10 protein-coding genes are annotated in these 13354 nt (G+C 50.2%); 9 read left to right on the top strand and 1 reads right to left on the bottom strand.

Features of this window, described 5'->3' with window-relative positions; genetic code table 11:
• Positions 1 to 1177: 1177 nt before the first annotated feature.
• From BMW71_RS21060 to BMW71_RS21090, 7 genes are all read left to right on the top strand, one after another.
• Entirely contained in the window at positions 1178 to 1396 is a 219-nt protein-coding gene (locus tag BMW71_RS21060) for a hypothetical protein (RefSeq protein WP_092178451.1), read from the top strand.
• A 166-nt stretch (positions 1397 to 1562) separates the two neighbouring features.
• On the top strand, positions 1563 to 1910 hold the full coding sequence (locus BMW71_RS21065) for a PadR family transcriptional regulator (protein ID WP_092178453.1): 348 nt from the start codon (positions 1563 to 1565) through the stop codon (positions 1908 to 1910).
• A complete protein-coding gene (locus tag BMW71_RS21070; RefSeq protein WP_092178455.1) occupies positions 1907 to 2518 on the top strand; it encodes a hypothetical protein in 612 nt (203 codons plus the stop codon). The genes BMW71_RS21065 and BMW71_RS21070 overlap by 4 nt, the downstream gene beginning before the upstream one ends.
• A 50-nt stretch (positions 2519 to 2568) precedes the next feature.
• A complete protein-coding gene (locus BMW71_RS21075) occupies positions 2569 to 4212 on the top strand; it encodes a serine hydrolase domain-containing protein (RefSeq protein ID WP_092178457.1) in 1644 nt (547 codons plus the stop codon).
• Between the two features lie 273 nt (positions 4213 to 4485).
• Positions 4486 to 5373: a dienelactone hydrolase family protein gene (locus tag BMW71_RS21080; RefSeq protein WP_092178459.1), complete on the top strand. Its 888-nt coding sequence runs from the start codon at positions 4486 to 4488 to the stop codon at positions 5371 to 5373.
• Between the two features lie 192 nt (positions 5374 to 5565).
• Positions 5566 to 7002 carry an MltF family protein gene (locus tag BMW71_RS21085; RefSeq protein ID WP_092178461.1) on the top strand — a complete coding sequence of 479 codons (1437 nt, stop codon included), beginning with the start codon at positions 5566 to 5568 and terminating at the stop codon, positions 7000 to 7002.
• Between the two features lie 199 nt (positions 7003 to 7201).
• Complete coding sequence (locus BMW71_RS21090) at positions 7202 to 9454, top strand: DUF748 domain-containing protein (protein WP_092178462.1); 2253 nt, start codon at positions 7202 to 7204, stop codon at positions 9452 to 9454.
• A 149-nt stretch (positions 9455 to 9603) separates the two neighbouring features.
• Here the strand turns inward: BMW71_RS21090 and BMW71_RS21095 are convergent, their stop codons facing one another.
• Positions 9604 to 11049 (bottom strand): M48 family metalloprotease, encoded by a 1446-nt coding sequence (locus BMW71_RS21095; RefSeq protein WP_092178622.1) that lies wholly within the window; start codon positions 11047 to 11049, stop codon positions 9604 to 9606.
• A gap of 218 nt (positions 11050 to 11267) precedes the next feature.
• Here BMW71_RS21095 and BMW71_RS21100 point away from each other — a divergent pair, with 218 nt between their 5' ends.
• Positions 11268 to 12650, top strand: a complete 1383-nt coding sequence (locus tag BMW71_RS21100) for a M28 family metallopeptidase (protein WP_092178623.1) — start codon at positions 11268 to 11270, stop codon at positions 12648 to 12650.
• A gap of 201 nt (positions 12651 to 12851) precedes the next feature.
• Positions 12852 to 13352 (top strand): tail fiber domain-containing protein, encoded by a 501-nt coding sequence (locus tag BMW71_RS21105; RefSeq protein WP_177179727.1) that lies wholly within the window; start codon positions 12852 to 12854, stop codon positions 13350 to 13352.
• Positions 13353 to 13354: the final 2 nt, after the last annotated feature.

Consider the following 13354-nt stretch of genomic DNA (forward strand, 5'->3'; position numbering starts at 1 on the left):
CTCCCCGTGTGTGGGTTCCGGAGCCCTCCGCTTGGGAAGGGGCTGATTCCGTTGCTTTGCGGCGCCATGCGGAACGGTTGGGGTGGGCCGGGCTTTTGTCGGCCGGCTTGTCATGGGATGTGTGGCAGTGGTCCGAAATCAGGCGGGGCCAGATTTTTTTCGGAGCGGATAGGGTTCTCAGCCAAAGGCATGGGAGACCTTCCGGTGCGCTTAAAAAAGGTTTCATACGCAAAAGGCGTTCGTAGGGTAAACACGTAGAAATGCCAAATTCCTGTTTACAGCGGAGACACAAGCTCGATGAAACGAAAACCTTTAAGCACAGCGGTGTAATCGACATTCAAAAAGTCACCAGGGACTGAAACGACACCTAAAGGTTGGTAAATTGGTAGATTTGTTTTTGGAAAAAGCTGATTCCTGTCAACAGTTTTCGGCGTTGAAGTTGATTGAAAAACCTTTTTGTTACAACCGCTAAAGATGTCTGTATCAAAAAGGACCCCTGACAAAACACGATGTCAGCAACGAAAACGAAAATAAACCGGTCAACGGTAGTATTGACCGTTTATGGAAGTGAATTTAGTAATTTTTTGTAACGATCCAAATTTTTTTATGGATAAATTGTTGTTTACATTGATATTTTGCGAGGTGGTAGCAATTTTGCCGCCTTTCGTGCGATGGAAGGAATGGGAATAGGGAAGAAAAAATCCTGCCAAAAGCCGCTTATTAAGATACGGACACGATTTTTTGATAAATGAATAGATCGCTTCTAGATGGTGTGCTCCGGTTTTTATCGTCCGTTCCGGCGCGTCCGATCGCTATCTCCGTCCGCAGCTATTGTTTTTCCCATGGGAGACAGGGGCTACGTGGAAATCGAGGCAGCAGTATATTCCGCAGCAACTACCCCCCACCGGTAAAATCGCCGTCCGATGCTCCCCCCCATCCGATTGAAGTAGCAACTATTTCTAAAACGCGTTGCGTCTAACAGGAAAATTTTGCTAGTTTTAATGGACCTCCGTTTGTGGGAAAGGAGGGTGGGCATGGGGTGGCGGTAATCCGGAGGCGCGCGCGGTACCCGCAGGTCGCCCGGAATGCCGGTACAGGGGCGCTGCGTTGCGGCGTTTGTTCCGTTCTCCCTACTTCCCCCTTCGGCAAAGACCTTGACTAAAAACAGACGATTCCTATGAAAACAGTTGGATTAATCCTTGGCGTACTGGCCGCCTTGGGTATGTTGCTGGGATTTATCCCGCTTTTGGGCTGGTTTAATTGGCTCAATATCCCTTTCGCCATTATCGGCTTGATCATTAGTGCGATCGGAAAATCCAACGAAGGCATGGTGCTCTGCGGCATCGCCGTACTGGTGGGAATCATCCGATTGGTCCTGGGAGGAGGGATCCTGTAAAAAGGCGATCGGTTGGAAACAGATGTCTTCAAAATTTAGGTGCATTTTCTGCTACGGATTTCACATTACCGACTAAATCCGCGTATTGCCTGGACGCATTTTTGAAAGGGTGTAATAAATTATACCTTTTATATTGATATATCGGAATATGATGTATATTTGCCCTATGTATTCAAAAGAATTGTTAAAAGGCACCCTGGGGGTAATTATTTTAAAACTCCTGGAAGAAAACGGAAAAATGTACGGATACGAAATCTGCCAGAAAGTAAAGGGCATTTCGGACGGTAAAATCCTGATCAAGGACGGTAGCCTCTATCCGATCTTGCACAAGCTGCTAAGCGACGGGATGGTCACTACGGAAGAAGTTACCATCGGGAAAAGGGTACGAAAATACTATACCCTGACACCCAAAGGCAAAGGCGAGCAGAAAATGGCCGTGCGGGAGTTGGCCGACTTTATGGGCACGCTACACAAAATCATCTTTACCGACACGAAAACCACTCCAGCCGTATGATTTCCGAGCAACAACTAACCATCATCAGCCGGGCCATTCGGCACAGTGAAATTGCCGACAAAGCATTGCAGGATGACCTGATCGACCATTTTTGTTGCGTTGTCGAGGCGGAAATGCAAAGCGGGCAATCCTTTGAAAATGCCTTTCAAGCCGCGTATGCGCAAATCACGCCCAATGGATTTGGAGAAATACAGCAGGAAACGCTTTATCTACGCAACCATAAAAAGCGCCTGCTCCTAAACCAATGCACCTTCCTCTCAGGCTATGTGTTTGCCCTTTCGGCTACCCTCGGTGCCTTTTTCAAAATCATGTATTTGCCGGGGGCCACTTCCTTACTGTATGCCGGAATGTTGGGTTTTGCCTTTGTTTTCATGCCCTTGTTACTGGTAACCAAACTCAAAAACAGGCTGTTTTTACACCTTTCCGGAAAACTCCAATGGATAGTGGGTTCCCTGACTGGTATGGTATTGATTGCGGCATGCCTTTTCAAATTACTCCATTTACAAGGGGCCGGTCTGCTGCTGGGGCTGGGCTTTTTGCTCCTTGGCCTGGGCTTTCTCCCCTTTTTCTTCTTCCGAATGTTTAAAGCAAGTCAGGCAGCAACCTAATAACTGCCTGTATTCCTCCCTTCGTAGAAAACCAGATACCACCTATCAAAATGAAATCCTTCTGCCTCTTATTCTGGATACTTACGGCTGTTCAGGTACATGCCCAAAACCCGGTGAAGAACAGCATCGATGCGCTGTTAATGGAAGTGGTACCGGAGGAATCACATCCCGGAGTAACCGTTGGCCTGGTAAAAGACGGGCAGGTCCTTTACCAAGGCAGCAGGGGAAATATGCATCTGGAATACCAGCTCCCATTCAATGATTCCACGGTGGTTGGGCTGGCCTCGGTTACCAAACAATTTACAGCCGCCTGCATCGGTCTATTGGAGAAGCAGGGTAAGTTATCCATAGCGGAGGATGTAAGAACGTATATCCCGGAATTGGCGTTTTATGGGGACACGATCCGGATAAAGCATTTGCTCAACCATACCAGTGGAATCCGAAACCACAACGTGCTGCTGGATTTAAAAGGCTTTGACTACAGCCATCAGGGCTACACCAATGAAATGATTCAAGACCTGATGTTCCGGCAAAAAGGTGTCAATAACGCCCCAGGCGAAAAAATGATTTATTCCAACACCAACTATGTTTTACTGGCCCTGATTGTGGAACGGGTGTCCGGGATGGATCAGCATGAATTTTCAAAACGGGAACTTTTCGACCCCCTGGATATGGAACAAACGTTCTTTATCCAGGATCTGGAAACCCTTGTCCCCAACCGGGCTTATCCGTATTACGCCACCGAACAGGGGTATAAGCAACCAAAATCCCTGACGCTTTGCGTGGGAGCCGGCGGCATGGAAAGCACCATTCCCGATATGCTCCGCTGGTCGGAACTATTCCTAAACCCCGCACATGATTTTTCCTACCTGAAAGATTTCCTCACGCAACGGGATACCCTGACTAATGGAGAACGGATGAGCTATGCCAGGGGACTATTTGTTTCTCCCTATAAGGCGCTTACCACCTACAATCACAGCGGACGGGATCGGGGCATGCGCAGCCAATTTATCGCCGTGCCAGCTCTAAACGTAGCCGTGGTCGTATTTGCAAACGATGAAACTATCAATGCCGTCAATCTCTCCTACCAGATCCTGGACCTGTTTGTGCAGGAACCGGCAGAAGCCGGCCAAAAGGCAACGTTTACCCCTCATTCGCCGGCGGACTTAAAGGCCCTTACCGGAACCTACCAGGAATTAAACAGCGATTTGCGCATGGCTATTTATGTGGAGAACGATACCTTGAAAGCGGTTAGCAGCAGGGGAAGTACGGGCACGCCCCTCATTCCGGAAGGCCCGAATCGATTCTTCCGAATCGACAATCCGTATATTACCTACGCCTTTGGACAAGGAGATGCGGATGATGCGCTACAGGTAGATTTTGGCGGTGCTATTTTTTATTTTGAGAGAATCCAACTAGCGGATCAGCCCAATCAGCATCTGGAAATCTATGCAGGGAACTACTATTCCAAAGAACTAGATGTAACCTATGTGCTAAAAGTAATCGATCAGCAACTGGTTTTAACGTACCCCAACCATCGTCTGGTTCTCACCGAGGGGCAAACCGGAGTATTTGGGGCGAATAGAAGAACGAAATACAGTTTTCATGGAAAAAATAAGCAGGACATCCTGTATTTTGAGGTGGCATCGGAGGGCACGGTGAAAAATATTCTATTTGAAAGAGTAGCGGAATAAAACTTCACCAATAAACTGATGCCCTAAGAAATGGAAAGACCGAGGTTATAAAATCCCTTCCTGGTTTCCCTGATGAATTTTCCAAGGCATCCCTCCCAAAAAGAAAAGTTTCGCCGGCTTTTTAACTAATTTTCGGAAAAATAGGGTACCTTATATGCTTAACTACTAATCCTTTTTACCCATGAAATCGAGCATGAAGTAAGCAACCCACGGAGGAATGATTATAAAGCATGCGAGATTCCATATGGCCATTTAAAAGCAAATTATAATCATATGAAACCAATTGATAAAAAAGACCTGGACCAGGAAGTATTTGACCTGTACGACGATTATGCCCATAGCCGCATCGAGCGCCGGGATTTTGTGCAGCGCCTATCGAAATTTGCCGTAGGCGGGCTGACCGTTTCGGCCATTATGGGCTACCTGATGCCCAATTACGCCGCTGCCCGGCGCTATACCCAGGACGATCCCCGGCTGATATCGGAATACGTGAGCTATGCTTCGCCCAAAGGAGCCGGCACCATGAAAGGCCTGCTCACCCGCCCCAAAGACCAAAGTGGCCCGCTTCCGGGCATTCTGGTGGTGCACGAAAACCGCGGGCTCAATCCCTATATCGAAGATACCGCTCATCAGGCGGCTTTGGATGGGTTTATCGCCTTTGCCCCGGATGCACTGACACCTTTTGGGGGCTATCCGGGTTCGGATGACGAAGGCCGTACCCTGCAGTCCAAACGGGAGCGGGAGGACATGTTGCAGGATTTTATCGCCGGCTACGAAATGCTAAAGGGCCACGAACATTGCACCGGCAAAGCCGGTGTGGTGGGATTTTGTTTCGGTGGCTGGATATCCAATATGATGGCCGTGCGGGTACCGGACCTGGGTGCTGCCGTTCCATTTTATGGGGGACAGCCTACGGCGGAGGAGGTGCCGCAGATTCAGGCGCCGTTGATGCTGCATTTTGCCGGACTCGATACCCGGGTGAATGCCGGCTGGCCGGACTACGAAACCGAACTGAAGGCCCATAACAAGGAATACCAGGCCTTTATGTATCCCGAGGTAAACCACGGGTTTCACAACCATTCTACACCCCGCTACGACGAGGCTGCCGCCAAGCTGGCCTGGGGCCGGACCATCGATTTCTTTCAGGAAAAGTTGGGTTAAGCTTTCGGGTAGGTGGTCGCTAGCATCCACAAACCTGTCAGGTTTTATTCGTATTCAACCCGTGACGACGTTAATTAGATAAACCTGACAGGTTTTTGTTGCGCCGAAATTCCAGCGCTACCGGGGTCAATAAAGGCAGTAAATTCAACAATTCCTTGCTTTATTCATTTATTTCGTTATACTACCGGGCTTATGGACGTACGAAAAAATACCTTATTTAGTGTTGTGTTACTGATTTTGGCTGCTTGTTCTGGTGAAAAGGAGCAGGTGATGGAGGCCGAACCTGTACCTTATACCGTTTCAAAAGACCTGGCGGAAATCAAGGAAGACGGGGTGCTGCATGCCATCACCATTTACAGCTCCACGAGTTATTTTCTCTACAAGGGCATGCCCATGGGCTTTGAGTACGAGCTCTTGTCCCGCCTCGCGGAGCACCTGGACCTGGAACTAAAAATCACCATCGCAGAGGACATTGACGAGTTGTTTACCCTGCTAAACGAGGGCAAAGGGGACTTGATTGCCTACGGCCTGACAATCACGGAGCCGCGCAAGCAACTGGTGCATTTCACCGACAACCATTACGTCACCCACCAGGCCCTGGTGCAGCGCATGCCGGACAATTGGCGCTCGCTTCCGGGCTACAAGATTGACAAGCAGGTGATTTCCAATACACTCGAATTGGCTGACGATACCGTCTGGGTGCGGGAAAATTCGTCCTATTCCCAGCGGCTCCAAAACCTGCAGGACGAAATCGGCGCGACCATCCCCGTAGCCCATATCGACGGCAACATACCCACCGACGAAATCATCCGCATGGTAGTGGACGGGGAGATCGACCGGACGGTGGCGGATTACAACATCGCGGCCATCAACAAGACCTACTACCCCATTTTGCACATCGACACCCGGATTTCCTTTTCCCAGCGCATTGCCTGGGCCGTACGGCAAAATTCTCCGGAACTGCTGCAAGCCATCAACGCCTGGATACGGGAGGAGAAAAAGGAGGACGACTACTACGTGATTTACAACAAGTACTTTAAAAACACGAAATCCTTCCGGGGCAGGATACAAAGCGACTTTTTCAGCAAAAATGGTAACAAAATCAGCCAATACGATGCGATCATTAAGGAAAATGCCGAAAGAATCGGTTGGGACTGGCGTTTCCTTTGCTCGCAAGTGTACCAGGAATCGCAGTTTGACCCCCGGGCCAGGTCCTGGGTGGGCGCAAGCGGTTTGATTCAGCTCATGCCCGCCACGGCAAAGGAAGTAGGGGTCAGCAACAGCTTCAATCCGGAACAAAACGTCCGGGGTGGCGTCAGCTACCTGGAAAAAATGCGAGCCAATTTTATAACGGTGGAGGATTCCATACAAAAAGTGAAGTTTACCCTGGCGGCCTTTAACTGTGGCGCGGGGCACGTGTACGATGCCATGCGCCTGGCGGAAAAGCACGGCAAGGACCCAACCATCTGGGACGACAATGTGGAGGAATACATCCTGAAGTTGATGGACAAACGCTACTATTACGACGAGGTGGTCCGCCACGGTTTTGTGCGGGGAACCGAACCCTACCACTACGTGCGGGACATCTTCCTGCGCTACGAGCATTACAAAAAATTCATCGAAAGTTAATTCCCTGCAAGCGGGAAATCTGGGCAAAGCGATCCGTGGCTGGTTTTCGCCCGCGATTCGTCGCAATGCTTCTTTCCCGGTTTCCGTTGGTTTTGACCGCTTACCGCAATCGATCGACTATCCCCTGCCCTGCGGTGATTGAGATAAAATTCCTTGGCATATTTTATCCAATTTCTGTTTTTGTTGTATTTTTAGTCCAATGAAACCATTGTCGCGTACGCTTTCGATTTTCCTCGGAGTAGTGGTACTGCTTTTGATAGTTCTTTTCCTTGGAGTTCCTGCCTTTCTCAAGGATTATCTGGAGAAAAACGACCGGGAGTTAGTAGGAAGGGAAATTTTTCTGGAAGACCTCTCCATCCATTGGTTTTCGGGACAAGTGGAGCTGGAGGGCCTGGAAATACGGGAAAAAGATACGGCAAACGTTTTTTTATTCATCGATAAGCTCTCAACCCGGATTTCGTTGCCGGCGTTGGTAAACAGGCATTTTTTTATTCGTTCCCTTGACGTAGAAGGGCTCTCCGTGGAAATTGTTCAAAAGGGCATGCAGTTTAATTTTGATGATTTGTATCAACCTACAGATACCGAAATCGCTAGTCCCGAAGTACCGGAAGCAAATCCCTGGCGATTTACCCTGGCGAATATTGCCCTTCGTGAGGGGGAAGTAAACTACCACAGCGATATTGCTCCCTTTCTTGGCTTTGATTCGATTGCGATCGAGATTCCGCGAATTACCGAGGCAATGGATACCCTGACGGCGCATGTGGCCTTGCGCGTTTCCTCGGGAGGACAAATCGAATCTGTGGTCGGGATACGTCCGGGGGATGCCAGGTATAGCTTGCGTATGCAGGCGACGGACGTCGATTTGCAACTCGTAGAGCCCTACTTTAGGAACGTGATGAAGCTCGGCAACCTAAGTGGAAAGTTGCTCGCCGACTTTCATGTGGAGGGCAGTTGGGAAGATACCGATAGGCTGGACCTTTCCGGTAGCGTTGGTCTCCGAAATTTTGAAATGACAGACCCGGAAGGGAAGGCCTTGCTGGCTGCCGACCTGATGGAGGTGGCAGTCGATACCATTCGCATGAAAGAAGGCGTGTATGCCATTGACCGGTTACATGCCAACGGGCTTTACAGCATTTTTGAGCTGTACGAAGAAGGCAACAATTTCTCCAGGCTACTGCTGACCGAGGCCTCTACTTCCGAAGAACCTGGCGTTGACGACTCGCTGGACTATTCCAATCCATTTTTGGTCCTGGCGTACTACCTTCAGGGAACGGTCCGATCCTATCAGGAATCCGTTTACGAAATCCGGGAGCTCTCCATCGCGGAGTCCGAATTTCGGTTTGTCGATTACACGTTACCAGAGCCCTTCCGTTACAAATTTACCGAAATGCGGCTTTTGGGCGATTCGCTGTACTCAAGCCGGGAAAAATTCACCATTCATCTGGGGGCCGGATTGAACGATACGGGTATTTTTGAGGGAGAGATTGTTAGTTTTACTAGCGATCCTTCGAATATGGATATCCGGTACACGGTCTCCGGAACCGGGCTTCCGCCCTTTGCGCCTTATACCAGTTTTTATGTCGCGCATCCCATAGCGACTGGCGAGATGTGGTATACCTGCGAAACCTCCATCAGGGAGGGAATCATTACGAGTAGCAATCTGGTCGAGATCGATGATTTCAACTTTGGAGAAAAGACAGGTGAGCGGGCCTTGTACGATTTACCGGTACGATTGGCGGTGAGCCTGCTGAAAGACCTGGAGGGTAAAATCAGTCTGGACATTCCCGTAGAGGGAGATCTGAACGACCCGAATTATCGGCTCGGAAAAGTGATTTGGAGTACGGTACGTAATATTTTGCTGAAAGCAGTGACGGCCCCTTACCGGTTATTGGCGCGTTCCTTTCAGGTAAAGGAAGAGGATCTCAAATCCATTCAATTCGGGCTGCTGCAGACATCGCTAAACAAGGAGCAAGAGCGGCAATTAACCGATCTGGCGAAAGTGCTGCATGCCAAGCCTGAGCTAAACGTCGCCTTTAAACGCGTAACGGATAGGTACGATGAAGTAGAGCGGTATGCACTTAGCCAGTCCTGGACCAACTACCTGTTTGGGGATACCATCCCGGAGCGATTAAATGAGGCCCAAAAGAAGCAGTTAGACGAACCAGATCCGACGGATTCCTTGTTTCGTGCGTTTGTAAACAGCGCCGTTCAGGTTCCGGACAGTGTCTTGACGCTCGAGGAGCAGTGCCTGGTATACATTGGTGAAGAAGCGGCCGTCGCTACGGTGGACCGAATCGGTAGCAGAAGAGGCGAGGCCATCGCGGATTACCTTTCGACCACGCTTGAAGTACCGGAGGAGCGTCTGCAGTTTCGGATTTTGCCGGCTGATTCGCTGATTTCCAACAAAAATTCAGCCATTTACCACATTGATTTTTGGGTCGACGACCCCTGATAGCGGGTAGAACGAAGGGAGAACCCTATACCTGCCCCGATCGATACGCACGCCCCTTCCTTCCCCTTTGATCGGATACATTATTGCAGGGCAACCGATACGGTGCGCAGCGACAATTGGGTTCCAAGGGTAGGATGAGTAGTTTTCAATTACTTTGGTACCTTGATCAGGGTTCCTGCCGGCAGGGATTCGTCTAGCTTCCTACCGTTTAGGATGGCCAGTTCCTCCAGGCGCGCATCGGGCATGCCCTGCGCCTTTAGCGCCTGCTTCAGTGTTGTGTCCCGGGAAAGCGTCTGTATGCGCAGCCGTTCGGGTTGCCGGTTCAATTTGTCCGCCTCTTTCAGCACGCTGAAATTGTTCATGGTGGAAAGAAAAGCGGATTCGTAGCTGGAGAAATTGCCGCTTTCGGCCAATCCCATCAACTGATACCGGGTACCGCTGTGCTCGATAAAATACACCAACAGCCGAATACCGGATCCGTTTTCCTGTTTCTGTTCGGCATATAGCTGCACGGAGGGCAGGCCGTTGACTTTTTCTTCGCTTAGGGAAAGGACCTCCAGCTGGTAGTTTTCCACCAGCTGATTGGCCATCTCGCGAAGGTTCTCACCGGAAGCCAGGGTAAGGGAAAGGACGGCTTCGCCATTTTTGGGCGCCATTTGAACCTGTTGGGGGCTGTTTTGAAAGCTCCAGTCGGCGGGCACCGGAAAGCGGAATTTTAGTTCGGGATGGTAAAACACGCCCTTTTCCAGGAATCCCTGCCGGGGGTCTTCCCCGTAGACCAGTCCTTCGATACGGCGCAAATAGGCTTCCCGGTTTACCTCGGCGTCTGTCAGGTTCAGTTTTTCCTTCCAGGTTTCTGCCAGTTGGGCCACTGTGAGGTTTCGCTCAGCGGGTGAGGGGTGGGTGGATAGAAATTCCGGTACCGTACTGCCTCCGGCTTTATCTTGCTGTCGCTCCAAGGTTTCAAAAAATCCGGCCATTTCCACAGCGTCATAGCCGATTTTGGAGGAATATTCCACGCCCAGTTCGTCGGATTGCCGTTCGGCATCCCTCCCAAAACTCAGCAAGGCCAGCTGCATGCCCTGAGAAAGGGGCTCGATAAATTCCGACAACTGGGGCACCAGCACCACACCGGCGATCATGCCCAACTGTCCCAGCAGGTTGTTGCGCTGCTGAATCACGGAATGGCGGGCCGTCACGTGCCCGATTTCGTGCCCCAATACACCGGCAAACTCGGCCTCATTATTAAAATGGGCCATGATACCCCGGGTGAAGTACACAAATCCCCCCGGTACTGCAAAGGCATTGATCACCGGGGAATCGACAATCTTGAATTCGTAGGCCAGGTTGGGTCGGTGGGAGACTGCGGCCATTTCGTTGCCCTTTTCAGTAATAAATGCCTGCAAATCGGGATCCTCGTACCGGCCAAAGAAGGCCAGTATTTCCGGGTCCGATTCCTTCCCCATCTGGATTTCCTGGTTTTCGGACATCAGCACCAGCTGTTTTTTGCCTGTCACCGGATTTCGGGCACAGCTGATTTGAAACAGGACCAATCCGACAAGGAGTACACGTTCAACAATAAGGAGTAAGGGCATGGCTTTTTTCTTTTTTTTACGGGGGGTATACCGCATGGTAACGTATCAAAACCTGTGCTAGTTACGGGACCGGGTCGGTTTATTTTGGTTCGGGGAGGAAGCGGGTTTCGTCACCTACCCAACCCCACAGCAGGGAAGTAAAAGAAAATCCACCCAGTAGGGGTTTTTTCCAGGCTGTTTTTTCGGCAATGGCTGCGAAAATTGATTACTTTGGTGCTATGAAACAGCGAATCCATCTCTATGCTATCCCTTATTTGGTCCTACTCGGTCTGGGCTTTCTTCTCACGCTGCCTTTTTCGGGAAGGGCACAGGTGCCTGCCGTGCACCGCGATCCTGGACTGGCATCCATGGTGGCGCAGGTGTCCACCGACAGTTTGCAGCAGTACCTGGAAGACCTGGTGAGTTTCGGCACGCGGCATACGCTAAGCCCGGACGAGGAAGGGCGTGGCATCGAAGCCGCCCGGCAATACGTCTTGTCCCGTTTCCGTTCCTTCGAAGCAGGTTCCGGAGGCAGGCTACGTGCATCAATTGATTATTTCCAGGTGGAACCGAACGGGCGTCGCGTGGATCGGGAGGTGCGCATGGGAAATGTGATGGCTACGCTACAAGGTACCGACCCGGACGACGACCGGGTTTTTCTGGTTAGCGGACACATTGACAGCCGGGTTTCAGACATCATGAACGCTACCGACGATGCCCCGGGCGCCAACGACGATGGTTCCGGTGTGGTCGCCCTGATCGAGATGGTTCGAATCCTGAGTCAGCAGCCCTTTCCGGCTACCATTGTTTTTGTGGCGGTATCGGGGGAAGAGCAGGGACTGATCGGCGCGGCCCACCTTGCCCGTCGGGCAACCGAAGAAAACTGGAACCTGGTTGCCATGATCAATAACGACATGATCGGCAACAGCGCTTCCAGCGGCACCAACTTGCGGGACAATACCCGGCTTCGCGTGTTTAGCGAGGGCATTCCGTTGGCAGAAACCGAGCAAATGGCCGCCTTGCGCCGCTCCACCAATGCCGAAAACGACAGCAAGTCCCGGCAACTGGCCCGCTACATCAAGGAGGTGGGCGAGCGCTACGTGGATCAGCTGGAGATCAAATTGATCTACCGCAACGACCGGTTTCTACGGGGAGGGGACCACACCCCCTTCTCCCGGGAAGGGTTTACGGCCGTGCGTCTCTGCGAAATGAACGAAAACTATTTCCAGCAGCACCAGGACCTTCGAATGGAAGGAGGGCAGCAATACGGGGACCTGATCGAGCACATTGACTACGAATACCTGCGTAAAAATACTGCGGTAAACCTGGCCGTGTTGGCCAGTCTGGCCTCCGCACCCGGGGTGCCGCAGGAAGTAGGGGTGGATATCAGCGGGCTGAGCAATGCCACGCGGCTGCGCTGGAAAAGCCCGGAAAACGGTACCGCCCGCGGCTACTACGTGCTGATGCGGGAAACGAGCGATTCCATGTGGAAGCGAAAATTTTATACCGAAGCGCTGGAAATGGAACTGCCGTATTCCAAGGACAATTACTTCTTTGCCGTGCAGGCCGTGGGAGCAAATGGTGCAGAAAGCCTGCCCGTATTCCCCGTTCCGGTTCGGTAAGGACTAAAAAGAGCGTTTAGAAACAGACCAACTTTTACAAATGAAACGTTTACTGAAATTGGTTATACAAATTCGATCATTTTCCTGAGGGCAATTTGCCATTAGATAAGGTTTTAACAAAATCAAACGGATATCCTTTATTTTACTACTATTTTTTTTTTTAAATTGATGCGGTATCGAAACAATAAAAGTAACTTCACCATGAAAACAAACATTCGTTTTGTCCTTATATTACCTCTATTTATAGGTTTTTCCTCGTGCTCGTTGGATAACGAAGATGGGGATGTTAAAACAGAAATTTGTGATAACGGAATCGATGTTGATGGTGATGGACAAATTGATTGTGCGGACAGCGATTGCTCGGAAGATGATAATTGTGTCGTGGCGGGTTCTGATTACAGGTTAAAAGACAATATTTCTTTGCTTCAATACGGTCTTGCAGAAGCCTTGCAATTAGATGCTAAAATTTACACGTACAAATCTGATGATTCCTCAGAAAAACGTATGGGGTTTATGGCACAGGATGTACAATCAATTATGCCGGAATTGGTTAGCATCGATAAATCCAACCAACATCTGAAACTAAAATACATGAATTTAATGGCGGTTTTGGTCAATGCAATTAAAGAACAACAAAAGATAATTGAAGCCAACCAACAACAAATAGAGATGCTCATTTGCGAATTGGAAAAGCAAGACTGAGC

The organism is Cyclobacterium xiamenense (assembly GCF_900109255.1).
In the GTDB taxonomy this organism is placed as follows: domain Bacteria; phylum Bacteroidota; class Bacteroidia; order Cytophagales; family Cyclobacteriaceae; genus Cyclobacterium; species Cyclobacterium xiamenense.